Source organism: Reyranella sp., from assembly GCF_044224635.1.
Classification (GTDB): Bacteria; Pseudomonadota; Alphaproteobacteria; order Reyranellales; family Reyranellaceae; genus Reyranella.
Genome location: NZ_JBGAKA010000017.1, coordinates 44926 through 69686 on the forward strand (window position 1 = coordinate 44926; position 24761 = coordinate 69686).

The 24761-nt window shown below is 67.5% G+C and carries 16 protein-coding genes; 12 read left to right on the top strand and 4 right to left on the bottom strand.

Features of this window, described 5'->3' with window-relative positions; all coding sequences use genetic code 11:
* The first annotated feature begins 198 nt into the window (after positions 1 to 198).
* The 5 genes from ACILR9_RS16655 to ACILR9_RS16675 all read left to right on the top strand — a co-directional run bounded on the left by ACILR9_RS16655 (position 199) and on the right by ACILR9_RS16675 (position 9540).
* Positions 199 to 2649: a hypothetical protein gene (locus ACILR9_RS16655; RefSeq protein ID WP_395711071.1), complete on the top strand. Its 2451-nt coding sequence runs from the start codon at positions 199 to 201 to the stop codon at positions 2647 to 2649.
* A gap of 25 nt (positions 2650 to 2674) precedes the next feature.
* Positions 2675 to 3589, top strand: a complete 915-nt coding sequence (locus ACILR9_RS16660; RefSeq protein ID WP_395711072.1) for a caspase family protein — start codon at positions 2675 to 2677, stop codon at positions 3587 to 3589.
* A 50-nt stretch (positions 3590 to 3639) separates the two neighbouring features.
* Positions 3640 to 6648 (top strand): hypothetical protein, encoded by a 3009-nt coding sequence (locus tag ACILR9_RS16665; protein ID WP_395711073.1) that lies wholly within the window; start codon positions 3640 to 3642, stop codon positions 6646 to 6648.
* The gene (locus ACILR9_RS16670) at positions 6645 to 7571 is read left to right on the top strand and encodes a hypothetical protein (protein WP_395711074.1); all 927 of its coding nucleotides are present in this window, start codon (positions 6645 to 6647) and stop codon (positions 7569 to 7571) included. Before ACILR9_RS16665 ends, ACILR9_RS16670 begins: the two co-directional genes overlap by 4 nt.
* 382 nt (positions 7572 to 7953) lie before the next feature.
* Positions 7954 to 9540, top strand: a complete 1587-nt coding sequence (locus ACILR9_RS16675; protein ID WP_395711075.1) for an ABC transporter substrate-binding protein — start codon at positions 7954 to 7956, stop codon at positions 9538 to 9540.
* A 127-nt stretch (positions 9541 to 9667) separates the two neighbouring features.
* Here ACILR9_RS16675 and ACILR9_RS16680 read toward each other — a convergent pair whose 3' ends face one another.
* Positions 9668 to 9946 carry a hypothetical protein gene (locus ACILR9_RS16680; protein WP_395711076.1) on the bottom strand — a complete coding sequence of 93 codons (279 nt, stop codon included), beginning with the start codon at positions 9944 to 9946 and terminating at the stop codon, positions 9668 to 9670.
* Between the two features lie 202 nt (positions 9947 to 10148).
* Here ACILR9_RS16680 and ACILR9_RS16685 point away from each other — a divergent pair, with 202 nt between their 5' ends.
* From ACILR9_RS16685 to ACILR9_RS16700, 4 genes are all read left to right on the top strand, one after another.
* Positions 10149 to 11660 (top strand): extracellular solute-binding protein, encoded by a 1512-nt coding sequence (locus ACILR9_RS16685; protein ID WP_395711077.1) that lies wholly within the window; start codon positions 10149 to 10151, stop codon positions 11658 to 11660.
* A 282-nt stretch (positions 11661 to 11942) separates the two neighbouring features.
* Positions 11943 to 13613 (top strand): hypothetical protein, encoded by a 1671-nt coding sequence (locus tag ACILR9_RS16690; RefSeq protein ID WP_395711078.1) that lies wholly within the window; start codon positions 11943 to 11945, stop codon positions 13611 to 13613.
* Between the two features lie 25 nt (positions 13614 to 13638).
* The gene (locus ACILR9_RS16695; RefSeq protein WP_395711079.1) at positions 13639 to 15804 is read left to right on the top strand and encodes an AAA family ATPase; all 2166 of its coding nucleotides are present in this window, start codon (positions 13639 to 13641) and stop codon (positions 15802 to 15804) included.
* Between the two features lie 16 nt (positions 15805 to 15820).
* Complete coding sequence (locus ACILR9_RS16700) at positions 15821 to 16567, top strand: hypothetical protein (protein WP_395711080.1); 747 nt, start codon at positions 15821 to 15823, stop codon at positions 16565 to 16567.
* A 294-nt stretch (positions 16568 to 16861) separates the two neighbouring features.
* Here ACILR9_RS16700 and ACILR9_RS16705 read toward each other — a convergent pair whose 3' ends face one another.
* Positions 16862 to 17278: an OmpA family protein gene (locus ACILR9_RS16705; RefSeq protein ID WP_395711081.1), complete on the bottom strand. Its 417-nt coding sequence runs from the start codon at positions 17276 to 17278 to the stop codon at positions 16862 to 16864.
* Between the two features lie 162 nt (positions 17279 to 17440).
* Positions 17441 to 18076, bottom strand: coding sequence for a hypothetical protein (locus ACILR9_RS16710; RefSeq protein WP_395711082.1), 636 nt, complete (start codon positions 18074 to 18076; stop codon positions 17441 to 17443).
* Positions 18077 to 18562: 486 nt separating this feature from the next.
* Here ACILR9_RS16710 and ACILR9_RS16715 point away from each other — a divergent pair, with 486 nt between their 5' ends.
* Both ACILR9_RS16715 and ACILR9_RS16720 read left to right on the top strand, forming a co-directional pair.
* Positions 18563 to 19816 (top strand): serine hydrolase domain-containing protein, encoded by a 1254-nt coding sequence (locus ACILR9_RS16715; RefSeq protein WP_395711083.1) that lies wholly within the window; start codon positions 18563 to 18565, stop codon positions 19814 to 19816.
* A gap of 414 nt (positions 19817 to 20230) precedes the next feature.
* Positions 20231 to 20845: a hypothetical protein gene (locus ACILR9_RS16720; RefSeq protein WP_395711084.1), complete on the top strand. Its 615-nt coding sequence runs from the start codon at positions 20231 to 20233 to the stop codon at positions 20843 to 20845.
* Here ACILR9_RS16720 and ACILR9_RS16725 read toward each other — a convergent pair.
* Positions 20842 to 21549, bottom strand: coding sequence for a response regulator (locus ACILR9_RS16725; RefSeq protein WP_395711085.1), 708 nt, complete (start codon positions 21547 to 21549; stop codon positions 20842 to 20844). The two genes, ACILR9_RS16720 and ACILR9_RS16725, sit on opposite strands and share 4 nt — an antisense overlap.
* Positions 21550 to 21726: 177 nt before the next feature.
* Here ACILR9_RS16725 and ACILR9_RS16730 point away from each other — a divergent pair, with 177 nt between their 5' ends.
* A complete protein-coding gene (locus ACILR9_RS16730; RefSeq protein ID WP_395711086.1) occupies positions 21727 to 24729 on the top strand; it encodes an ATP-binding protein in 3003 nt (1000 codons plus the stop codon).
* Positions 24730 to 24761 lie beyond the last annotated feature (32 nt).

The window sequence follows — 24761 nt, forward strand, 5'->3', positions numbered from 1 at the left end:
GTCGTTTGCAACGAACTCATCGCTGCGGAATCGCTGTCATCCCGAGCGCGGCGAGGGACCTTTGAGGCTCCAAACAAAGGCCCCTCGCTTACGGCGCTTGCTTCGCAAGCGCCTCACTCGGGATGACAGAAGTGTCATCACAAGTGGAGCACTTGTTTCGTTACAGGCCCTTGGCCCGGGAAGCGGGAGGCACGCACCATGCTGATGCTCAACAGCCAGGCCTGGACCATCGAGGGGATCCAGGTGTTTGCCGATCATGCCGATGCCAGGCAATTCTGGTATCTGCCGGGCCCGGTGCAGCTCACGCGACGGCGTGAGGACGGGCGGGCCGAGTTCACCTTCATCAAGGTGCGGGCCGCCGATGCCGCGGGCGTCGCCAAGGGTGGCGGTTTCCTCACCTTCAGCGTCGACCTGAAGCTCGACCCCGAGCTCGAGCGGCGCATCCTCTCGAAGCTGTCGGCCATGGCGCGCGGCAAGCCGCGGCTCGCCGCGGTGCCGTTCGACGAGGGCAGCGTGCGCGTGATCGCCCTCGATCTCGACAGCGGCGCGACGGCCAGCCCCGGCGCCCAGCCGCCGCCGGCCGGTGCCTTTCGCGCCGTCGAGAAAGCGCTCGGCGCCACCGTGCCATCGCTCGACGCGGTCAATCGCGCGAGCTTCAGCCTGACCTTGAGCCAGGAAGGCGCGATCATCGTCGAGCAGGCGTTCAAGCAGGGCGGCATGCCGGTCGGCGTCATCTACGAGCTGAAATACTCCGGCATGCGGCCGGCGCTCGACGTCACCATCACCGCCGACATGAGCCGCGTGTTCGAGCAGTTTGCCGGCAGCGTCGACAGCCAGGTGATGTTCGTGCGCGGCGGCATCGATTCCGGCTTCGAGAAACTGGTGCAGGACGGCGCGATCAGGATCGAGGTGCACGATTTCATCGGCGCCACCGACCGCGAGAGCAAGGAGACGTGGGCGCTGAACTTCTTCAAGGAGTCGCTGCTGGCACAGTACTTTACGCCGACCTTGACCGTAGGCGAGTTGCGCGGCGGCATTCCGCAGACTGAAGGGCTCGATGCGGTGCTGAAGCGCGGCGAGGCGCTGCGCCCGCCGCCGACACCGGTGCCGAGCCGCCCGACCAACGATGAGGTGGTGTCGCGTCCGGGACCGCCGGCGAGCGTCGCCGACAGCCCGACGGCAGGGACGGGCCGCGGCGGCACGGAGCCGGGCCGCGTGGCTCAGCCTCCCGCCGGCGGGCCGGGTGAAAGCCCGACCGAATCGACCGGGCAGGCGGCGGGTGCCGCGACCGGAGCGGCGCTCGGTTCCTCGGCCGCGGCTGGCGTATCGCCGACGGTGACGGCCGGCCGGCCCCCCGGCACGCCGGCGGGCGCGACGACGGGCGGCAACGCCACCGCGGGAACGACGAGCGGCGGCACGGCGCCACCAGCGGGAGGCGCAGCGACCGGAGGCGCGACGAAAGGAGGCGCGACGGCCGGGGGCGCGACGGGCGGCGGTGCGACGACGGGCGGCAGTGCGACCGGCGCTGCGGGATCCATGCCGGCGACGCCTGCGACGACATCCTCCACGTCGGGTTCCACACCAACGCAAGGCGGCGGTGCCCAGGCGGTCACTTCCTTCCGCTTCCGCGGCATCAAGCAGGAAGAGCGCAAGAAGCTCGTCTTCCGCTACTCGCGCAGCGAGGCCACCCAGCGCAGCTATGCGCCGCAGGGCTTCTTCGGGCTGCTGGCGGGCGATCTCGACAAGAAGAGCCACTTCATCGAGGTCGATCTCGACGACCCGTTTTTCCGCCGGTTCGAGATCAAGGTATCGACCATCCCGGACTTCGCCGCGATCGGCCTTCGCGCCGCCGAGATCGCGCTGAGCTACGGCAAGCCCGGCGACCCGGGCGGCGTGAAGAGCCAGAACCTGCGCTTCGAGGGCCAGAACGCCGCCGAGCAGAGCTGGACGGTGTTCCAGAACGACGGAGACGTGCAGAGCCTGCGCTACACCGTGCAGTTTCACTTCGATCCGGCATCGGGCTTCGAAGGATCGAAGTTCAGCTACGAGTTCGGGCCGTTCGAGACGACCGATCGCACGATCGTGCTCAACCCGTTCGAACATGTCGGCGTCAGGACGATCAGCGCCGTCGCCAACAAGATCGACTGGGGCCAGATCGAGCGTGTCGAGGTGGCGCTGACCAGCGGGCAGCAGAAGAAGACGCTGATCTTGACCGAGGCGGCCAAGCAGGCGGCCTGGAAGCTGCGCCTCGACAATCCGGCTGCACGGACGATCGGCTTCAGCACGACCTTCGTCATGAAGGATCGCACGACGCGCGGCGGCGAAGCCGGAACGACCGAGGCCAGCTCGATCCTGATCGACGATCCGTTCCCCGAGGGGTTGAGCCTGCAACTCATCCCGATCCTCGACGCCGCACGCACCCGCCTGGCGTTCGTCGATTTCGACTACTCCGATGCGCCGTCCGGCTTCAAGCGCAGCGAACGCTTCCGCATCGCGCCGACCGATGTCGACCGCGAGGTGCGGGTCGGCCTGCCCAAGGGCGCCACCAAGTCGTTCCGCTTCCGAGTCACGGTGGTGCCCAAGACGGGCGCGATGCGGGCCGGCGAGTTCGTGGACTCCACCGAGACGCTGATCGCCGTTTCGGACTGACCGACCAGAAGAGGAGAGACAGGTCATGACCAAGCGCGCCGTCGTCATCGGCATCAACGATTACTCGGTCCAGGGCGTGAACTCGCTCGCCATGTGCGTGCGCGATGCGAGCGCCTTTTATCACCTGCTGGTCGACGCCTTCCTGTTCGAGCCCGACAACATCCTGACCTATCTCGACCTGAAGGCCGATTCGGCGGTGATCCTGAAGGCGCTCCGATACTGCGTCACGCAATCCCAGCCCGGCGACGTGCTCTGCTTCTATTACGCAGGCCATGGCAGCCGTTTGCCGCATCCTACCAAGCCGGGACAATTCTACGAGGTGATCATCCCGGCATCGGGGCAATGGATCTCCGACCACGAGCTGTTCAACATTTCCGACGGGCTGCAGCCGAGCCACGTCAATTTCACCTGTGTTTTCGACAGTTGCCATTCGGGTGGCATGAGCCTCGAGGCAGAGGCGAGGACGCCTCCCATGGAGCAGACGCTGGTCCAGCGCATCGTCGCGCAGATGACCAGCCTGATCCCCTGCGGCCTGCTTCTGTCGCCGACCGATCGCGTCGTCTGCGAGGGCAACGTCAAGAACGTCCACCTCGATCATGACCGGATCGACCTCGATCCGGGGCCGAATTTCACGACCGTCAAGCAGGCCAAGACGACCTTGATCTCCGGGTGCCGGCCGGACGAGCTGACCTACGAGGGGCCGGCATCCTCGGCGGTGAAGAACGGCCTGATGACCAAGTCGCTTGTCGACCTGGTCAACCAGTCCAACTTCCAGATCGATCACCGTTCGCTGGTCGACGAGCTGAACACGCGCGTCTCTGGTTACGTGACCCAGCTCTTCCCCGGCGCCAGTCCGGCGATCGTCCAGCAGCCGCAGCTCGTCGGCCAGGACAACCGGATGGGCGAGAACTTCCTCGAGGGCTTCACCGACAGTCGCTGAGCATCCGGTCGCCTTAAGTCACGGTCGAACAAGAGCGCGGGAGAGAGAGCATGCAGCAGATAGGCACGGCGACCATCACCGTCGACGGGGTCACCGTCTTCTCCGATCACGCCGACCCCAAGCAGTTCTGGTACCTCGCCTCGCCGGTGGCGCTGGCCAAGCGTGCGCTCGACGGCCGGCCGGCCTTCACCATGATCAAGTGGCGGCCGGCGGCGGTGGCCGGCGGTGCCAAGGGCGGTGGCTTCTGCACCTTCGAGGCCAATCTCAAGTTGCCCGAGGCAACCGAGCGCAGCATCCGCGCCCAGCTCGCCAGCCGCAGCCGCGGCGGCGGGCCGGTGCGCCTGTCGGCGATCCCGTTCGACGAAGGCACGGTGCGCTGCATTGCGCTCGATCTCGAAGGATCGGGCGGCACGGCAGCGCCGGCCAACGCGCCGCCCGGCACCTTCCGCGCGGTGGAGACGATTCGCGGCGCCACGGTGCCGTCGCTGGCCGGCGACAACGTCGCGGCCTTCTCGCTGACCCTGAGCCAGGAAGGCGCGATCATCCTCGAGCAGGCGTTCACGCAGGGCACCACGCCGGTGGGCGTCGTCTACGATCTCAAATACACGATCCTGCGGCCGGCGCTGCACGTGAAGATCACGGCCAAGTACGAGGACATCTTCAATCACTTCTCGGCCGGCCTCGAGGCGCAGGTCTACTGGGTCAAGGCCGGCATCGATGCCGGCTTCGAGAAGCTGGTGGCCGACGGCGCGATCAAGATCGAGGTCATCGATTTCACCGGCGAGCAGGACAAGAACGAGAAGGAGCAGTGGGCGCTCGACTTCTTCAAGGACAACCTGCTCTCCAAGTGGTTCGAGCCGTCGATCACGCCGGATGACGTCGAGAAGCGCATGGCCAAGCCCGAAAGCCTCGACGCTGTGCTGAAGCGCGCCCGCGAGATGAACCCGACGCCGACCGGGCCGACCGGTGCCAGCGGGGGACGCACCGGTGCCACCGGCTCGACCGGTGCCACCGGCTCGACCGGCGCCACCGGTGCCACGGGTGCCACCGGCGCCACGGGCGGAACCTCGACGCGCCAGCCGGCGAGGCTCACGGTGACGCGCCTGCCCGAGCCGCCACCGGCCGGACAGAACATCCGCCTCGAGCCCGGCAGCACGACCGACGAGGAGAAGATCGCCGTCGACGGGCCGGCCGGTTGGACGGCGACCGTCAACGGCGCACCGGCGACGGTTCGCGACAACAAGATCGTCGTCAATGTCGTGGGTGGCGCACCGCCGCAGACCATCGCCGTGCTGTGGCCGGCCGGCGGCGGCGGGCCGCCGCCGCAGACGTCGCTGGCCTTCAAGCTGTTCTTCGAGAAGGACAAGCCCGCGGCGGCGAACTTCAACACGATCAAGGCGCAGTACGCGGCCAACACCACCACCGACCAGCGCTTCCACAATGCCAGCGGGCCGGACGGCCAGCCGGCGCCGTCGGGCCCGCCGACCGGGTCGAAGCGTTTCCAGGCGTGGCTGGACACGCTGCCGACGCCGCGCATCATCGACTGCGAGGGCAACGCCAGCTTCGAGGTGCTCAATCCCGATCCGCTCGGCCCGCCGCCGGCGCGCGAGCAGCACGATCTCGACCTGTCGCGCCGGCGCATCGACGTGGCGCGCGCCTGCATGCAGGGCCACGCGACGTTCCGCAACAGCCTCGCCAAGGGCCATTCGGATGCGCAGGCGGCCGGCCGGCAGGATCAGCCGGACGACCGCTACGTCATCTGCCGCTGGGTCGGCGGCACGCAGCCGGTGGTGCCGCAGGTTCCGGCCGTCACGGTGACGGGCGTCATCCTGCGTCCGGCTCCGGTGATCACGCCGCCCGTCGTGCCGCCGGTCGTGCCACCGGTGACCCCGCCCGTAACACCGCCGGTGACTCCGCCCGTGACTCCGCCGGTCACGCCTCCGGTGACTCCGCCGGTCACGGCGCCAGTGCCGACCAGCATGCCGGCGCTGGTGTCGTTCAAGCTCAAGTTCATCCGCAAGGAGGAACGCAAGACCGTCGAGCTGGTCTACGACCGCACCGAGGCGGTGCAGCGAACCTATGCGCCGCAAGGCTTCATCGGCCTGATGCTTGGGCAGATCGACGATTTCAGCAAACACTTCGTCGAGGTCGATCTCGACGATCCGTTCTTCCGAGCCTTCGAGGTGACGGTCGACGCGCCAGTGGACTATGCGCGCATCGGCCTCAACGCGATCCAGGTTGCCGTCGACTACGGCAACCCGGACGATCCGGCGACCTTGCGCCACAAGGACCTGACCTTCGACCGCAACGCGCCGACTCGTGCGACCTTCTCGACCTTCATGAGCCCGGCGCTCGATGTCGCTTATCGTGCCAGCAAGCAGTTCCACTTCGATTCGGAGCAGGGCTCGGGCTGGCAGGGCGAGAAGCTCAGCTACGAGATCCCGGCGACCGGCACGGTCGATCGCACCCTGATGGTCACACCGCATGAGCATCTCGGCTTCCTCGAGGTGCAGATCATCGCCAACCGAATCGATGCGGAAATGGTCGAGCGCATCGAGGTCGACCTCGCCTTCGACGATCCGTCGGGCTGGAAGGCGCGCAAGACCCTGACCGTGCGGGGGGGCAGCGCGCCGCAATTCTGGAAGGTGCGGACCTCGTCGCCCAACGCGCGCGATTTCACCTTCCGGCTGACCCATCATCTGAAGGACGGCAATCCGCCGATCGTCGACCAGCCGGTGACCACCAACGCCAACGCAGTGTCGATCGACGATCCGTTCCCCAATGCTTTGGACCTCGACCTCATCCCGATGTGGGACCCGGCCGTGGTGCGCAGTGTGTTCGTCGACGTCTCCTATGCCGACGCGACCAACGGCGTGGAGCGCACCGAGCGCATCCAGTTCGCCGGCGCCGACCGCGATCCCAAGCGGCTGCGCATCACCATCCGCGACCGCAAGGCGCGGCAGTTCACCTGGAAGGCGCTGTTCGTCAGGACCGACAACGGCCGCTTCGAACGCCCGGCGACGACCACGACCAACACGCTGGTCGAGCTGCTGATGTGACTACGGTCGCGCTCGGTCGCGCTCCTGATGAGGCTGGGCAGGCCGCGCTCGATCGCGCCCTGGCGGCGCTCGAGCGCGAGGCGCCCGAGCCGGTGGAGCGCGGTCGGCGGGCGCTCGCCGCCGCGCTGAGCTGGACGACCAGGACCGACTGGCCCGAAGTCGCCTGGCAGTTCAGCCCGCTCGCCGACGGCGTGCCGGTCGAGCTGGTATGGCGCCCGGGACGCCCCGGCCTGTTCTGGACCGCCGAGCCCGCGGCGCCGGAATGGTCCGGCGCGCGTTGCCTCACGCGCGCGCTGGCTCTGCTGCGCTCGATCGACGGCGGCCTGCCCTGCGGCACGCGCTCGGCTGCGCGCGAAGCGCTGGCGCAGGTCGACGAGCCGTGGCCGGTCTGGGCGGCAGGCCGCCACGACGCCAGGGGCGACGCCGGCAAGCTCTATGTCCTCTGCCGCCTCGCTGCGCCTCGCGTCGAGCGCGCCGCGCCTTTGCTGCGCGGCGACGACAAACCGATGATGCTCGGCCTCACACGGGACGGCGGTCGCGAATTCTACTGGGCCCGGTCGACACGCGTCGCCGGCGACCTCTGGCGCCTCTGCGCCGACCCTGAGATCGAGCCGCTTGCGCGGAGCCTCGATGCGGCCTTGGCCGACTGGACCGGCGGTGGCTTCGACGACGAGGACGGCAGCCGCCTCGGACTGAGCCTCGCTCTCGATGCGACGGGCCATGTCACCGCCCTGGCCGCCTTCATGCGCGTGAGCGCCGCCGGCGGCGAAGAGCGCGTGCGCAAACGTCTCCTGGACTCCGGCGGCGACGCCAACCCGGCGCTGGCGACGCTGTGGGCCGACCGCCAGGTGCGGCCCATGATGCTGACCCTAGGGGCCACATCGGTCGGCATCGCGACAGCCATCGGCCTCAGGATCGTCTAGGCCGGGAACGCGCCACGCCGTGGCGCACTTTTCATTCTCCTCCCCAGCTTCGCTGGGGAGGTGTCTCGGTAATCCGAGACGGAGGGGTCAGGAGTCTCAGTGGGGCTTTCGACCCCTCCGTCCGAGAAGACGCGGACACCTCCCCAGCAAAGCTGGGGAGGAGAATGAGAAGAGCGCCGCGGAGAGCGTGTGAATATAGTGGCTGAGGCGACTTTGGGCGCAGATCCGAGAAAGGAAAGGTCGCCTCGCTGCGCTCGGGCTGGGGCACTCGCACGTGAATGAAGTCATGCCCAAGCTTGCGCAGGGGCCGTCTCTGCACCCAGAATTCATCCGGAGTACCCAGCGTGCGGAGGCAAAGCGTTAACGCGTCGAGGAGGAAACAATGAAAAGCCTGATCCGATACCTCGGTCTTGCCGCCGTGGCATCTTTCATCTTGGCGAGCAACCCGGTTCTCGCCCAGAAGTCCGGTGGTGTGCTGAAGATCGAGCACATGGATACGCCGCCCAGCGCCTCGATCCATGAGGAGGCAACGTTCTCGGCCGTCATGCCGTTCATGGCGCTCTACAACAACCTCGTTATTTTCGACCAGCATGTCGCGCGCAACAGCCTTGAATCCATCGTGCCCGATCTCGCCACGAGCTGGACGTGGAGCGCCGACGGCAAAGCGCTCAGCTTCAAATTGCGCCAGGGTGTGAAGTGGCATGACGGCAAGCCGTTCACCGCCAAGGACGTCGCCTGCACCTTCGATCTCCTGATCGACCCCGAGAAGCTGCGGCGCAACCCTCGCTCTGCCTGGTGGGGCAACCTCGAGAAGGTGACGGTCGAGAGCGACTTCGACGTCACCATCCATCTCAAGCGCCGCCAACCGGCGCTGCCCGCTCTGCTCGCTTCGGGGTACACGCCGATCTACCCGTGTCACGTCCCGACCGCGGAGATGCGGCGGAAGCCGATCGGCACCGGCCCGTTCAAGCTCGCCGAGTTCAAGATGAATGAGGGCATCAAGCTGGTGAAGAACCCCGACTACTGGAAGCCCGGGTTGCCGTATCTCGACGGCATCGAGTACACGATCATCGCCGATCGCTCGACGCGCATGCTGTCCTTCATCAGCGGCAAGTTCGACATGACCCTGCCGGTCGATGTGACGGTTCCGCTGCTCAAGAACATCCGCAAGGATGCGCCGAACGCCCTGTGCACCATGCGCAGCACCGGCGTCGCCGCCAACGTCATGATCAATCGCGAGAAGCCGCCGTTCGACGACCCGAGGATCCGCCGCGCCATGGCGCTGAGCGTGGATCGCCAGGCATTCATGGACATCCTCAACGAGGGGCAGGGGCAGATGAGCGGCGCCATGCTGCCGCCGCCCGACGGCCAGTGGGGGCTGACGCCGGATATGCTGAGGTCGATTGTCGGCTACGGCGACGTCGCCAAGGCGCGCGAGGAGGCCCGCGCCCTGATGAAGGAGGCCGGTTATGGGCCGGACAAGCCGCTCAAGATCAAGGTCAGCACGCGCAACATCGCCGTGTTCCGCGACCCGGCGGTGATCCTGATCGACCAGCTGAAGCAGATCTGGATAGAGGCGGAGCTCGAGATCATCGACACCGCGGTCTACTACAACCGCGTCTTCAAGAAGGATTTCTTCGTGGCGATGAACTACAGCGGCAGCGCGGTCGATGATCCCGACGTCACCTTCTTCGAAGGCTATGCCTGCGGCTCGCTGCGCAACTACGACGGCTACTGCAATCCCAAGATGGCGGCGCTGTTCGAGGCGCAGTCGCAGGAAGTCGACCAGGAGAAGCGCCGGCAGATGGTATGGGAGATCGACCGGCAGCTCCAGGAGGACATCGCCCGCCCGATCATCTCCAACCAGATGGCCGCCGGCTGCTGGCACCCCTACGTCAAGAACTACACCATCCAGACCAACAGCATCTACAACGGGTGGCGCTTCGAGGACATTTGGCTCGACCGCTAACCTGCGGCCCCTGCCGTTTCTCGACCTCGCGGCCGCGCTGTCGCTTGCGGTCGGACGGCGGCTCGGGTGCGGATCTCGACGGGCTGAAGGAGCGGGCGGCCTTGCAATATCACGGAGTGCGCCGGAGCTACTTTCCGGCCCGGTGTCTCACCCGCTGGACCAACGCGGAAATCACCACAGTGGCCGCGACGGCGCCAGCGCCGCGCCACAGCCAATGCACGTCGTGTCTCTGGATGGCGGTGAAGGCACTGCCCCAGAACGCCACGGTGCCGACCACGGCGGCGCCCAGTTCTACGGAGAACAGGCCGCCCTCGGCAAAGATGACATTCCACCAGAGGTAGGGAACACCGATGACCGACCCCGCGATCGAGGTGACGATGACGAGGAAGACATTGAAAAGGGTCATGGCCTTGTCTGCTGCGAGCTGATCTTTCGGAGTGTGAGCGTCGTGCCATTCTACTCTCGGCGATCTGCCCAATGGTGGCGCCCGAATGTCGCGCTCAGCAGTTCGAGTGCTGTCCGCCAATCTCCTCGGTCTTTGACGGGTCGGACGGGCGCGTTAGGGTGCAATTTGAGCACACGAGCAGGGGACAATCGTTGAGCGAAAGATGAAGGACAGCGATCGCAAGGACCATGTTGCAGCCGCCGCCCGGGCCTTCTCGCAGCGGCGCATCGGCAAGCGCGACTTTCTGCGCCGGCTGGCGCGCGGCGGGGTCGGGCTTTCGGGTTTTGCCATGGCCATGCTGGGCGGGCCCCGGCCGTTTGTCTCGAAAGGCTTCGCGCAGCAGGCGCCGGCCGCCTCGCCCGAGCTGATGAAGTGGCTCGAGGATGTCGGGCGGCCGTTCAAGGGCACGAAGATCCGCTTCGTCTCCGAGCCGACGCCGCCCACGCTGGTCGCCCGGACGCTGGCCCGGGACGAGTTCACGGCGCGCACCGGCATCGAGGTGGAGATCGAGGTCGCGCCGCTCGAGCAGGTCCTGCACAAGGTCAGCGTGGACGTGAAGGATCGGGCAGGTGCCTACGACCTCTATTACCTCGACCAGTCGTGGGCGCCGCTCTTTATTGGCGACACGATCGATCCGCGTGACCTTTACGAGCGCAAGAAGGACCTCGCCCTGCCCGCGTTCGACTGGGGCGACTTCCCCGGGCCGGTCATGCAGAACATCGCGACCTACCGGGACACGCTGGTCGGCATTCCCTTCGACATCCCGATCTTCATCCTGATGTACCGCAAGGACCTGTTCGACAAGCACCGTCTCAAGGTGCCGACGACGATGGCCGAATACATGGCCGCCGTGAAGACCTTGGACGCGGCCGAGCGCGGCAGCGGCATCCGCGGCACCACCGGCCAGCTCAAGGCCGGCCATTATTCGCTCAACTGCGACTGGACCGCCTGGCTGTGGGCGCATGGCGGCTCGGTGTTCGGCCAAGACGGGACCTTCTCCGGCGGTGACGAGGATGGCCTGAAAGGCCTCGCCTACATGCTCGAGCTGGCCAAGCACATGCCGGCCGAGGCTAGGGATTGGACCTGGGATGGCGAATGGCAATCGCTGGCGCGCGGCAACGCGGCGATGGCGCTGTCGTGGGGCGAGTTCTTTCCCGGTTTCGACGGCCCGGGCTCAAGGGTGGTCGGCCTGATGCAGGCCGCCCGTCCGCCGAGCGAGGCCAGGCTGCGCTCGCCCGACGCGGCCGGCTTCTCGGAGATTCCGCACATCGGCCATCAGGGCGGCTCCTCGGTCGGCCTGGCGAAATACTCGCGCAATCCCGACGCCGCCTGGGTCTTCCTGCAATGGCTGTGTTCCAAGGACGTGGCGGCGCGCTCGGCCGTCCTGGGCAGCGGCGGCGCGGTGGTGCGCGCCTCGACCTACAAGGACCCGCGCGTGCTGGCCGCCGCCAAGGTCGGGCCGGGCACGACGCGCCACTTCCCTGCGACCGAGTGGACCATCAACAACGCCATGGGCACCGAGCCCAAATTGCCGGCCTGGGTCGACATCTCGAACAACGCCATCCCCGTCGAGCTTGGCAAGCTTCTGGCCGGCCAGCACGCCAGCCCGGACCTGTGCATGACGGCGATCAGGGAGAAGGTCGACCATGCCACCGCACCGTTCCGCAAGCCTTGAGTCCACACATTCCCAGGCTGCAATGCCCGAGTCTGCACATCTGGGAGGCCCCTCGGGGAGGCGGTTACCTCGACGATTCCACCGGATCATGCCACACTTTGCCTTGTTTCGAGGATACCGGTAGCGCGCACGGAGCGACCGCCTGGGCCCCTCGCCACCAAGTGCGTGCGCCGTAGGCAACAGTCGTCGCTCGAGCAGTCACGAACGGGTCAGCGATCCTTTCACGAACCGGCCAGCCTTTGATTCCCGAACAGGCCCACGATCCTTCCGGAGGTGTCGTCGATGTCCACAGCCAGCAAGAAAGCCCGTCGCGCGTCGGTGCTGACCGATGCCGTCATGCGTCAGGCCGAACAGGCGCGGGAGGAAAGGAAGACGGAGGCGGTTGCCGCCGAGGAGAAGTTTCCCAAGATCAAGGAGAACCCGTTCTTCCAGCTGGTCTTTGCCGAGGGCCGGCCGGAGGAGAAGCGCAGCGCCATCGCCAAGGCGCGCACCTTCAGCGGCACCAAGGAGGAGGTGCGCCAGCGCGAGAAGGCCTACGAGGAATTCAAGGAATACCTGTCCTACCAGCGCGAGCTGATGTCGAGCCAGATCATCGCCCTGCAGGACAACGAGACCTTCGGCCTGCTGCAGACCGTCTACGGCGGCTTCACCGACCGGCTGCGCGACTTCGACAAGAAGATCGAGCCGCTCACCCGCGTGCTCACCTCGCTATTCAACCTGCGCACCAACAACGTCTCGTTCGACGCCATCGACCAGATCGAGCGTGATCGCGAGCACGAGCGCGAGATCCAGACCAGGATCGTGGCCAACGCCGATCGTCTCAAGGGCATCGAGACCCAGCTGACGCGGCTCGCCGACGACATCGCCTACCAGCGTACCCAGAAGAGCCTGTTCGGCTTCGGTGACATCAAGGCCGACGCCAAGCGGCAGATCGATCGCAACGAGCGCGAGATCGAGCGTCTGCGCGCCGACGCCAAGGCGGCCGCCGAGGAGCGCGCCCAGCTCGACGCCGAACGCGAGGCGGCGAAGACCGCCAACGAGAAGCTGGCGCCGTTCGCCAGCGAGATCGCCGACCTGCGCCAGCTGCTCGACCTCAGCTCCGACGAGCACAAGAAGCGGCAGGAAGAGCTGATGAAGGCGGCGCTCGACTTCATCTCGACCTCGGTGAGCAGCGTCGACAAGGTGCGCAGCCACATGGGCAAGCTCGAGTCCCAGATCTTCAATCTGCGCGACGCCAACACCTCCATGCGCAGCATCTACACCATCATGGACGGCGCCGAGGGCGAGGCCGACACGGCCAACCGCAAGCTGCTCGACGAGGTCCAGTCGGCGCCGGAGACCGATGACGCGCTCGAGAAGATGCGGCGCGAGAATCGGCGCCAGGAGCTCGAGGAGTACATCGCCGAGCTCGTGACGTCGAAGAACGACACCACCGAGACGCTCTCCGACCTGACCTCGCAGTCGATCCGCATCACCGCCATCAAGGACAATGCCGACCGCCAGAGCGAGAAGGCGCGCAAGCTGCGCACCGGCGGCATCAGCGGCGTCGCCGACCGCCTGTCGGCGGTGATGACCTCGGTCTCGCACGCGGCGCTGGGCGAGGCGTCGGCAATGGCCGAGGACGTGCTGCTGAAGATGCGGCAGAACACCAACGTCATCGCCCAGCAGCAGGTCATCCAGAACGCCACCGGGCTCAAGGACGAGCAGACCGCGCTCGAGCGGGCCGCCGCCGAGCTCGAGGAGTGGGGCCAAGTGGTCAAGACCGCCACCGACATCACGCGCAGCACGGTCGACGAGATGCGGATCGGCGCCGAGGAGCTCAAGACCAAGATCGCCGATCTGGCCGACGACATCCAGAAGCACACCGGCGCCAAGGTCGTGGCGCCGTCGGAGGAGGGGTCGGCGGGCATGGCGGACTCAGCCGCTCCGCTGGTCAAGCCGGTATCGCTCTGACCCCGGCCCGAGCGAGGCGTACCCCATGGTGAACCAGTACCTGATCTCCGGCTCGGAGATGCTGGCGGCGCGTCCCGGCTTCAAGCTGGTCGGCCGCGACGCGGCGCTCAGGCGTCTGACCTCGATCCTGATCCGCAGCAACGCCAACTCGGTGCTGTTGTACGGGCCCGGCGGCGTCGGCTGCAGCTCGCTGGTGCACGGGCTGCAGGCGCAGAAGGCCGAGCCTAATACGCCGTTCGACATCGTGCGCAAGCGCTTCTTCTGGGTCGACATCGACTGCCTGTTCTCGCTGCAGGACGACAGCCAGATCAGCGCCGAGTTCGCCAGCATCCTCGGCCGCATGTCGCGCACGCCCGACTCGGTGCTGGTGCTGGCCGACGCCAAGGTGTTCATCGAATCGGCGCGCAACACTGGCAACACGCACTTCATCAATGCGCTGATTCTGGCGATCAAGCAGGGCGTGACGCAGGTCATCCTCGAAGGCCGTGACGACGATCTCGAGCTGATCTTCCGCTGCCATCCGCATGTGCAAGAGGCCTTCACCATCATGGAGCTGGCCGAGCCCGAGCCGGCGCAGCTTCGCGCCATGGTGCAGTTCGGCGCCGAGCGGCTGACCGGCGATCACGGCATCCCGATTGCGGGCGAGGCCGTCGACGCCGCCATCGAGCTCACCAACAACTACCGCGCCGACAATGCCGGCATGGATCGCGCGCAGCCCGAGCGCAGCGTCAGCCTGCTCGATCGCGCGCTGGCGAGCTACCGGCTGGAGGCGCACGAGCGGCCGCCGCACATCGCCCAGTTGCAAGCCAGGATCGCGACGGCGAAGCCCGACGAGGCGAAGCCACTCGCCGACCAGCTCGCGCGCGCCTTGCAGGAGTGGGAGCAGGCGCAAGGCCAGTTGCGCACCGCCAACCGGCGTCAGCGCGACGGCGAGGAGGAGCTGGCCAGGATCGACGGCGCCATCGCCGACCTCGGCAAGCGCGAGTCCGAACAACGCGCCGCCGCTCCCGCCGCACCGGCGGCGGCTGCCGCGCCGCAGCGCGCGTCGTTCAACCTGATGGCCAGCAAGGGCGGTTTCAGCTCGCCCGAGATGCAGGCGCTCGAGGGCAAGCGCGCCGCGCTGTCGAAGATCGTCGAGGAAGCCAAGGCAGCCTTTGCCCAGAACGCCAAGGCGATCAACGACCGCCTGCAACTCGGTCGCGACCAGGTGCTGACCGAGTTCAGCCAGATCACCGGCATCCCTGCGAGCCGCCTCAACGAGGACGAACGGGTAAAATTGTTGCGGCTGGAGCAGGAGCTGAACGACTCCATCTTCGACCAGGAAGCGGCGATCGCCAAGATTTCCAACGGCATCAAGGTGGCCAAGCGCGGCCGGCGCAATCGCAGCGCGCCCGTCGCCTTCATGTGCCTGGGGCCGAGCGGCGTCGGCAAGACCGAGACGTGGAAGCAGGTGGCGCGGCTCCTGGGCCTCGACCTGCTGCGCTTCGACATGAGCGAGTACATGGAGAAGCACGCCGTTGCCAAGCTGATCGGCGCTCCGCCCGGCTATGAGGGCTTCGATGCCGGCGGCATCCTGACCAACAGCATGCGCAAGAACCCGCGCCGGGTCTGCCTGTTCGACGAGATCGAGAAGGGCCATCCCGGGGTGTTCGACGTGTTCATGCAGGTGCTGTCGGACGGCCGCTTGACCGACAGCCTGGGCCGCACGGTCGATTTCTCCAACGCCTATATCGGCTTCACCACCAACATTGGCCAGGCGCATTTCCTCGACACGACGCTGTCGGACGAGCAGGCCGAGGCGCTGGCGATCGAGGAGCTGAAGAAGAGCTATCGCTCGGAATTCCTCAATCGTTTCGCCGGGCGGCAAAACATCCTGTGCTACAAGCGGCTCGGCGTCGGCGCGATCGAAAAGATCGTCGCCCGCGAGATCAGGTCGATCAACGAGAACTACGGCGGGCAGGGGATCACGGTCAACGTGACGCCGCAGGACGTCAAGGCGTTCTGCCAGTCCAAGTACGACCCGACGAGCGGCGCGCGCGGCCTGCCGGGTTACCTTCAGGCCAACCTCGAGCCGGTCATCGTCAACAGCCTGCTCGAGCATCCCGAGCGGCGCGGGGTGGTCAATTTCCGCTACGACGGCGCGGCCGGTGATTTCGTCGCCGACTTCGAGCTGCTGAAGGATGCCGCATGACCCCCACGGACGCTCGATGAGCAAGGAGACGCAGGACCGCATCGAGCGGATCCTGGCCGAGCACGACGCGGCGAAGCACTCGGCCGAGCGCGAGCATGCGCGATCCACGCTGGGCCAGGCGCAGACCAACATCGCGAGCCTGCAGCGCTTCCTGGGGCAGGCGGCAGAGGGCGTGGCGTGGCTGTGGCGCCTCATCGGCCGGCCGGTCACGCTGTTCCTGCTGCGGGCCCTGCGCTTCCTGTTCGGCTGGTACCTGCGCCTGTGGGGCCGCCTGGTCACCGTCACCAACCAGTACGGCGACCGGGTGTTCTCCTACAAGCGCGCCGGCGTGATGGTGCTGGTCACCGTGATCGGCCTGTTCATGGCCTCGGTGCTGGCACAGCTCGCGTGGGATGCCGGCTGGTACGCCTACAACGGCCGCTGGGAGCAGGTCTATCTGCGCTCGCCGCAGGAGCTGCAGGGCCATGCCGGCGAGGATGTCCACGCCGTGCGCGGGTGCGAGCACAGCCCGGGCTGCACCGAGCTCGACGCCGTCTACTACCGGGTGCGCTTCAAGCTGTTCAATGTGCTGTGGAGCCTGTGGACACACGGCAGCATGTTCTACCCGGACCTCGTGGCCGCCGCCGTCCCGACCGAAACCAGCTACTGCCGCGCCCACACCTACGGCATTCGCAAGCGCTTTCTCACGCGGCACCTGAACTGGCACCCCGACCTCTTGTCGGTTCAGTGCGTCCCGCTCGAACGGGCACCGGCATCGCAATAGGCGGTGATGCCCCGTCATACGGGGCGGAGGGGCATGGGATCATGACTCATGACCCCTCCGTCGCCGAAGACGGTGACACCTTCCCAACTGAGCGGGAGAGGAGAATGAAAGGCGTGTCCACAGGCGAATGCCCCGGTCCTGACACGGCTCGGCAGAACCGGGAGGAAGACTTTGGCGCCGAGCGTTGCCCCCCAAAAGAAAGACCGGGGTCGCTTGCCGCGACCCCGGTCTCTCGTTTGCCATGCCCAATCGATCGGGGAGATATCCCCAATCGATTGGAGGAGCGGTGTCTGACTACTGGGTGATGACCAGCACGGCGCGGCGGTTGCGCGGCTCTTTCTGGTCCTGGCCGGTGCCAACCAGCAAGCCCTCTTCGCCGGCGCCCCGGGTCGTGATGGCGGAGGCTGGCACGCCGTTGGCGATCAGGTCGTCGCGCACCTTGTTGGCGCGGGCCGTCGAGATCTGCATGTTGACGGCGGGCGAGCCCACGGTGTCGGCGTAGCCGGTCACGTCGATGCGGGCATTGGCCCTCGACTTGAACACCTGGGCAGCCTGGGCGACCGTGTTCTGCGACTGCTCGCTGATCTTGGTGCTGCCGAGATCGAAGAACACCATGTACGAGACCGGCGCGACGGGCGGCGGCGGTGCCTTCTGCTCGCAGGCGCCGAGCGCGACCGCGGCGATGACCAGAGCGAAAATCTTCTTCAACATGTGTCTCTCCCCTTGTGAGCGATGTGTAGCCTCGAGATGACCGACCAGGCCCGGCGTGACCCGTGTCGTGGACCGGCCGTGCGGGGGGCGGGACACTCCGGGACATGGGGTCCCGGAGCACCTGCTCCGCCGGCCGACGTTAGCGGATGATCGTTGCGGTGGTTAGCGGATGACGGTGGCCTTGATGGCGGTCTGGCGGCTCCACACGGTGGTCAGCTCGTCGCCGACCTTGATCTGGGCCATCGCCGCCTTGCCTTCCGGCGTGACGATCGGCGGAAGCTGGATGACCTCGCCGCTGTTCGGCGCCGGCTTGTCGGGCTCGCCGCCGGACTTGTAGATCAGAAAGATGGTGTTGGTCGCCGGATCGAGCTTGGTGGCCATGCCGTCCATGCTCCACAGGATGATCCGCTCCTGGGCGCCGGGAATGCCCTGCAGGCGCGCGTTCTGGGCCTTCATGGCGTCACCGCGCTTGGTGGTCTCGGGCGTCTTCTTGGCGATCAGGAAGTCCATGTAGTCGTACCAGTGCACGTCGACGACGTTGCCGACCTTGAGCTGGTTGAAGTTGGTGACCAGGTCGGCTGCCTTCATCTTCACACGGCCGAGGTCTTCCCAGACGATGGTGAAGCTGCGCTGCTCGGGATGCATGCTGTGGATCGTGCCGCGCTTGAAGTTCTCGAGCGTGTTCGGCACGACGAGCTCCTGCGCGAACGCCGTTTGCGGCAGCATGGGCAGGACCGGAGCCGCAAGGGCGGCGCCACCGAAGAACCTCAGAGCCGAACGACGATTGATGGTCACCATGACACTCCCCTTGTCCCTGATCTCAGGGACGTTGCGAAACGGGTGGAAGCGGTATTGCTCCTTCGACGCAGCCTTCGTACAGGCGCGCTGTATCTCCGCCGTATCGCGGTCGCGGAGAATTTGTGTCGTCTGTGTCGCGGCCCGGGATCCCGCGCGCCGACGCAGGGGCAAGGCCAGTTCGACGGTGTCGTGCTCGCAACATTGTCAGGCGCGCCGCCAGAGCAACGACAATCATCAAGCCGGCGGCGACGTGGACGAACGATCCAGCCGCCCGCGCCACGCCTTTTGGCAAAGTGTCGTCGAACGTACCCGTCATCCAGGCGATTGCGACCGGGACGACCGTAAGCCAATGCAGCGATTGGGCGATCGCGCCGTACCCGACGACCGAATTGTGGAACCGCATGTCCGACTCCATATAGTGCCATTTTGGGTGGCGGCTCGACGCTCGTTCATTGATCTGGGTCAATTCCTCTCGGGGACCGAAGCATGACTCGAAAGACCGCTGGAATTGCCTTCGCCGCAGGGGCAGTCTTCGCCGCCATGATCATGACCGGTGCTGCGAACACTCAGACTTCATCCGCGACTGCAATCCTCGATGCCAGCCTGCGCGCGGCGGTCGAGCGCAAGGACGTGCCCGGCGTGGTCGCGCTGGTCACCGATCGCGAGCGCGTGCTTTACCAGGGCGCCTTCGGCGTGGCCGACGTCGCGACCGGGCGCCCGCTTGCGTCCGACGCGCTGTTTCGCATCGCCTCGATGACCAAGCCGGTCGCGTCGGTTGCCTTGATGCAGCTCGTCGAGCAAGGCCGCCTTGGCCTCGACGACCCGGCCGAAAAGTACCTGCCGGAGCTTGGCGGACTGAAGGTCCTCGAGTCGTTCGATGCGGCAAGCGGCGCCTACCGGGTCCGTCCGGCCTCGCGGTCGGCGACCGTCAGGCACTTCCTGGCGCACACCTCCGGACTGGCCTATCCGTTCACCAGCGCGGCCTGGCGCGATTTCAAGCCGCGTGCTGGCGAATCGTATCCGTTCGGCGGCCCGCTGCTGTTCGATCCGGGCGAGCGCTGGCACTACAGCACCAGCACCGATGTCGTCGGTCGGCTGGTCGAGGTGCTGTCCGGCCGGAAGCTGGAGGATTATTTCCGCCAGCACATCTTCGCGCCGCTCAAGATGGACGACACGTCCTACAACGTGCCGGAGGCGAAGGGGCCGCGCCTGGTCGCCCAGCAGCAGCGCGCCGGCGAGCGCATGGACGGTGCGATCGAGCTACAGAGGCCGCAGCCCGGCCTCACCCTCGCCGCACCGGTCGGCGGTGGCGGCCTCGCCTCGACTGCCAGCGACTACGGCCGCTTCGTGCGCATGCTGCTGAACGGTGGCGCGCTCGACGGGGCACGCGTGCTCAAGGCCGAGACGGTGGGGCTGATGGGTCAGAACCACATCGGTGCGCTCTCGGTTCCGGCACTCAAGTCGGCGCTGCCGCGCAGCGCCGACTTTACCTTCATCGCCGACGGTCGCGACAAGTGGGGACTGGGTTTCCTCATCACCGTCGACCGGGTGCCCGGCAAGCGCTCGCCGGGCAGCCTGAGCTGGGGCGGCATCAACAACACGTTCTTCTGGATCGATCCGTATCGCGGCATCGCCGGCGTGATCATGATGCAGTACCTGCCATTCGCCGATGCCAAGGCCTTGGCCGTCCTCGACACTTTCGAGCGCGGCACCTATCAGCTCGTGAGCGGCGGGCGGTAGAATTTCGCTGTCCTGCCGTGTCGTGCCGGCGTGACGCTGGACGCCCGCGAACGACAGTGTCGTCCGCTTCAGAGGCGGTCGGGACAGGGTGGGCGCGCGCCGGCTGAGAGGCCGATTGCCCACAGGCACGTGGGGAACCGACGACGCGGCCGGCTCGTTTGGTTGTGGCTTCCGGCAGAGATTGGGAGCCGCGGCAGGGGCCGCGGGTCTTGCGCCGGCCGGACGAGGATCCATGCCCGAGGAATGCCCGGACGAGACCCCTTCATCGCCGCCGTGTCGCCATCCCTCGGAGGGCGCAACACGCACGATACAATTCCTGCTGAATACGACACAGCGGAGACGTGGTGGGCTACTAGAAACAAGCTCGTTCGGCGGGAGCGATGGCGCTCCACCCATCGGCAGATCGGTGACCCAATGGTTCGGTTGATCTCAGGTCTCCTGGCCTTCTCGGCAACTCTTTCGGCCCTGGCGGCCCCCTCGCTTGCCGGCGCGCCGAATGTCCGGCCGGCCAGCGGTTGGGAAGTCGAGAAGAACGTCGACGCCCCGAGCTACGCCGTCACCGAGCCCAGCCGGAGCGACCTCAACATCGACAGCGTGGTGCTGCTATGCGAGCAGGGACCGAAGACGCCCGTCCTGCAGCTCAGGCTCTATCTGTCAGGCAACGGGCCTCTCGCCCCCGTAGGTGTCGCCAACCTCAAGGACGACCCGAAGGTCGAGCTCGCGATCGACAACGGCCGCCATCCGGTGGAGCTCCTGTTCGCCGACGACTTCGTCGTCGTGGCTGACGCCACCGCGGGCACCGTGCCGCTGCTCTCGGGCAAGCTTCTCGATGCGCTGCAAGCCGGCCGGCGCATGGAGCTGCGCTTCCGCTACACGCAGGAGACCATGGGCCGGACCCGGCCGCTCGACGCCACCGCCGTGGTCGACCTGCAGGCCGGTCCGGGCGGGGCAGCCGTTGCCGCCGTGCGCCGCTGCGCGGGCGAGAGCGCCACCCCTCAGGTCGCCCACGCCCCTGCCGGCGGGCGCTAGTCCTTCGGCGGGACGAACATGTAGCCGACGCCGCGCACCGTGCGGATGGCCTCGGGATGGGCGGCGTCCTTCTCGATCTTGCGGCGCAGCCGCGTGATCCTGAGGTCGATGGCGCGGTCGAAGACGTCCATGTCGCGATGGCCGACCGTCTCGAGCAGCCAATCGCGCGCCAGCGGCCGGTTGGGGTTCTCGGCGAACAGCCGCAAGAGGTCGAATTCGCTCGCCGCCAGGGATTCCTCCGAGCCGTCGGCCTCGACCAGGACCCGTTTTTCCAGGTCGAGCACCCGCCGTCCCATGCGCACGCGCGGGCCGGCGACCGTCGTGACCACGCCATCGGCGCGCCGCAGCACGCTCTTGACGCGAGCCAGCAGCTCGCGCGGGTCGAACGGCTTGGGGATGTAATCGTCGGCACCGGTTTCGAGGCCCACGACGCGGTCGATCGTGTCGCTCGCCGCCGTCACCATGATGATGCAGACCTTGCCGCTCTTCTCGCGCAGCCAGCGGGCGATGGTGAAGCCGTCCTCGCCGGGCAGGCCGATATCGAGCAGCACCAGGGCAGGCAGGTCGCGCTCGACCAGTCGGCGCAGGCCTGCGCCCGAGTCGACGCCGGTGACGCGATAGCCCTGCCTGGTCAGGTAATCGAGCAGGATCTGGCGCTGGGTCGGTTCATCCTCGACCACGACGATGTGCTTACGCTGGTCCATTTGTCTCGTCTGCCACCCTATCACAGGCAGCGCATGGGCAAACGACGATCCTGGCCTTGACTTGTGGGCAGGGATTGTGTCGCGGGTGTATCGCCGCCGGCGGGCTGCGACATCGACGATACAATCGCCGCCGGCCTGCAACACGCGGTCGATACGTCGGGGCGCCACTTTGGCGCCATGAATCCCTTGAACATCGGCGGGATCGACCCGAAGCGGATCGAGCTGGCGGTCACCGAGCGGCTGGTTGCCGTCCCGGTGCTGCCCAAGCTGCTTGCGCTGCCGATCTTCGGCGGCGCGGCGGCGACGCTCTATGCCGGCATTGCGCCGTGGTGGATGTTCGCCCTGCCGGCGCTGATCTACCTGATTTCGGTTTGGGGCTCGTGGCGCGTCCAGGTCGTGCACACGCGCGACCCTCGCGTCTTCGGTCTTTCGGGCTGGCGCTGGCTCTACACCGTCACCGCCGTGCCGACCTCGTTCGCCAACGGGCTGATGGGCGGCCTGTTCGCCACCCTGCCGGACAGTCATGCGCGCACCCTGTGGACCTTCGCGCTCTGCCTGATCGTCGGCTGGACGCCGTCGCGCGGCCTCGACGGTCGCACCTTCCTGCTTTCCGGTCTCGCCCTGCTGCTGCCCGTCGGTAGCGTGCTGGTGTGGCGCGACGGCAGCCGCGAGGCGCTGGGCTTGGCCGCCGTCATCTTCGGCTTCTTCATCATCATCAACATGTTCGCCCGGCTCGAACGCCGCCGGGTGCGCGAGCAGATCGCGCGCGATCTTGCCGCCGCCGACCTGACGCAGAGCCTCGAGCAGGCGGAGCGCGACGTCGCCTTTGCCGAGGACACGATGCGCACCGTGCTCGACAACATGAGCGACGGGGCGCTGCTCTACGAGGGCGACGGCCGCTGGCTCTACCAGAACAACGCCATGGCGAACCTGCACCAGATGCCCGACGAGGTGCTGAAGGCCCTGCCGACCTTCGCCGACATCATCCGCTATCGCGCCCTGCGCGGCGACTACGGCCCGCTCGACAAGCTGCCGGGCGGGCTGGAAGGCTGGATCGCAAGCCGCGTCGCCAGATTCACCATGCCGGGCCAGCCCGCCGAGCGGCGCCGGACCGTGACCGGCCGCATCGTCGAGGTGACCTACCGGCCACTGCCGGTCGGCCGCGTCCTCACCATCCATCGCGACGTTACCGAGATCTCCGAGCAGGAGCGCGAGATCACCCGGGCGCGCGACGAGGCCGACCAGGCGCGTGAGCGCCTGCTGGTCGCCATGGAGGCGATCGATGATGGCATCGCCTTCCTGGACAGCGAGGAGAGGCTGATCCTGTGCAATGAGGCCTACCGCCGATTCATGCATCACATGCCCGAGATCGTGGCGCCGGGGGCGGCGCTGCGAGACGCCATGGTCCATGCCGGCAAGGTCGGCGCCGCGCCGCCCAGCGACGATCCCGTCGAGTGGGGCTTGCGCCAGCTCGAGACGGTACGCGCCGGCCGGCCGGCGGTGGTCTCCTACGGTCCGCAGAAATGGGCGCGCGTGTCGATGCGCTACGAAGCCGACCGCCGCGCCGTGCTGATGGTGAGCGACGTCTCCGAGGAGCGCCGCCGCCAGCGCGAGCTCGAGCGGGCGCTGGCCGCCGCCGAGAGATCGCGCGCCGACGCCGAGGCCGCCAATCAGGCCAAGTCGACCTTCCTCGCCACCATGAGCCACGAGATCCGGACGCCGATGAACGGCGTGCTGGGCATGCTGGACGTGCTCGAGGCCGAAGGGCAGCGTGACATTCACGGGCGCGACAGCCAGGCACGCACCGTGGCAACGATGCGCGAATCGGCGCAGGCGCTCCTGCGCATCATCGACGACCTGCTCGACTTCTCCAAGATCGAGGCGGGCGCGCTCGCGCTGGAGCAGACGCCGTTCAGCCTGACCGGCCTGGTCGAGAGCACCATCGCCACCTTCCGCCCGCAGGCCGAGCGCAAGGGCCTGTCGCTGGTAGCGGCGATCGCGCCAGGCTCGACCGACGTGCTGATCGGCGACCCGACACGAGTCCGCCAGATCCTGTTCAACCTGCTGGCCAATGCGCTGAAATTCACCGATCGCGGCGGCACCATGATTCGCGTCCGCACCGAGCCCCTGGGCGAGGCCGGCACGCGCGCCATCCTGTCGGTGAGCGACACCGGCATCGGCATGAGCGAGACCGAGCAGGCCCGCCTGTTCCAGCCGTTCCAGCAGGCCGACAGCTCGACCATGCGGCGCTACGGCGGCACAGGGCTCGGCCTGTCGATCGTGCGCCGGTTGGCGCAGCTGATGGGCGGTGACGTCACCGTCGAGAGCTCGCCGGGCAGCGGCTCGACCTTCACGGTGACGCTGACGTTGATCGCCGCACCCGAGGACTCGCCGCTCGTCGACCTGCCGACGATGGAGATGGCGTCGGCGGGGCCGGCCGGCGGCGTCAGCGGACCGGCCGTGCACGCCGCCAACCGCGTGCTGGTGGTCGACGACCATCCGATCAACCGCGAGGTGCTGGTGCGCCAGCTCGGGACGCTGGGGGTGACGTCCGACTCCGCACCGGATGGCCTCGCCGGCCTGCAGGCCTGGCAGCGCACCCGCTATGCCATCGTCTTCGCCGACGTTCACATGCCGCTGATGGACGGCCTCGAGATGACCGCCGAGATGCGCCGTATCGAGGCGGCCGAGGACCGGCCGCGCACGCCGATCGTGGCGGTGACGGCAAACGCGATGGCGGGCGAGGACGAGCGTTGCCGTGCGGCCGGCATGGACGGCTATCTATCCAAGCCGGTCAGCCGCGCCCGCCTGCGGGCGACCTTGCAGCGCTGGCTGCATGGCGACAACGCGCCCACGCCGGCGATCGACAGAACCGTGCTCGACCCGTGGATCGGAGACGATGAGGCGGCCCGACGCGACCTGCTGGACAAGTTCGGCCTCTCGGCGGCGGAGTCGCGCCGCGACATCGAGACGGCCATGGCAGCAGGCGACCTCGCGGCCCTGGCGGCCGCCGCGCATCGGCTCAAGGGCAGCGCCCTCGCCGTCGGCGCGCGCGCCCTCGGCGATGCGGCCGCCACCCTGGAGCGCGCCGCCAAGGCAGGCGATCGCGCGACCTGCCAGGACGGTCTCGGCCCGCTCGCCGTCGAGGTGCAGCGGGCGCAGGCGGAGCTCGCCGCCTGAAGCCAGCCGGCCTAGCGTCCCGCTGATCCGCT

Coding starts and splice junctions, on each gene's coding strand:
- ACILR9_RS16655 (WP_395711071.1), top strand. CDS start 199: ATGCTGATGCTCAACAGCCAGGCCTGGACCATCGAGGGGATCCAGGTG.
- ACILR9_RS16660 (WP_395711072.1), top strand. CDS start 2,675: ATGACCAAGCGCGCCGTCGTCATCGGCATCAACGATTACTCGGTCCAG.
- ACILR9_RS16665 (WP_395711073.1), top strand. CDS start 3,640: ATGCAGCAGATAGGCACGGCGACCATCACCGTCGACGGGGTCACCGTC.
- ACILR9_RS16675 (WP_395711075.1), top strand. CDS start 7,954: ATGAAAAGCCTGATCCGATACCTCGGTCTTGCCGCCGTGGCATCTTTC.
- ACILR9_RS16680 (WP_395711076.1), bottom strand. CDS start 9,946: ATGACCCTTTTCAATGTCTTCCTCGTCATCGTCACCTCGATCGCGGGG.
- ACILR9_RS16685 (WP_395711077.1), top strand. CDS start 10,149: ATGAAGGACAGCGATCGCAAGGACCATGTTGCAGCCGCCGCCCGGGCC.
- ACILR9_RS16690 (WP_395711078.1), top strand. CDS start 11,943: ATGTCCACAGCCAGCAAGAAAGCCCGTCGCGCGTCGGTGCTGACCGAT.
- ACILR9_RS16695 (WP_395711079.1), top strand. CDS start 13,639: ATGGTGAACCAGTACCTGATCTCCGGCTCGGAGATGCTGGCGGCGCGT.
- ACILR9_RS16700 (WP_395711080.1), top strand. CDS start 15,821: ATGAGCAAGGAGACGCAGGACCGCATCGAGCGGATCCTGGCCGAGCAC.
- ACILR9_RS16705 (WP_395711081.1), bottom strand. CDS start 17,278: ATGTTGAAGAAGATTTTCGCTCTGGTCATCGCCGCGGTCGCGCTCGGC.
- ACILR9_RS16710 (WP_395711082.1), bottom strand. CDS start 18,076: ATGGTGACCATCAATCGTCGTTCGGCTCTGAGGTTCTTCGGTGGCGCC.
- ACILR9_RS16715 (WP_395711083.1), top strand. CDS start 18,563: ATGACTCGAAAGACCGCTGGAATTGCCTTCGCCGCAGGGGCAGTCTTC.
- ACILR9_RS16720 (WP_395711084.1), top strand. CDS start 20,231: ATGGTTCGGTTGATCTCAGGTCTCCTGGCCTTCTCGGCAACTCTTTCG.
- ACILR9_RS16725 (WP_395711085.1), bottom strand. CDS start 21,549: ATGGACCAGCGTAAGCACATCGTCGTGGTCGAGGATGAACCGACCCAG.
- ACILR9_RS16730 (WP_395711086.1), top strand. CDS start 21,727: ATGAATCCCTTGAACATCGGCGGGATCGACCCGAAGCGGATCGAGCTG.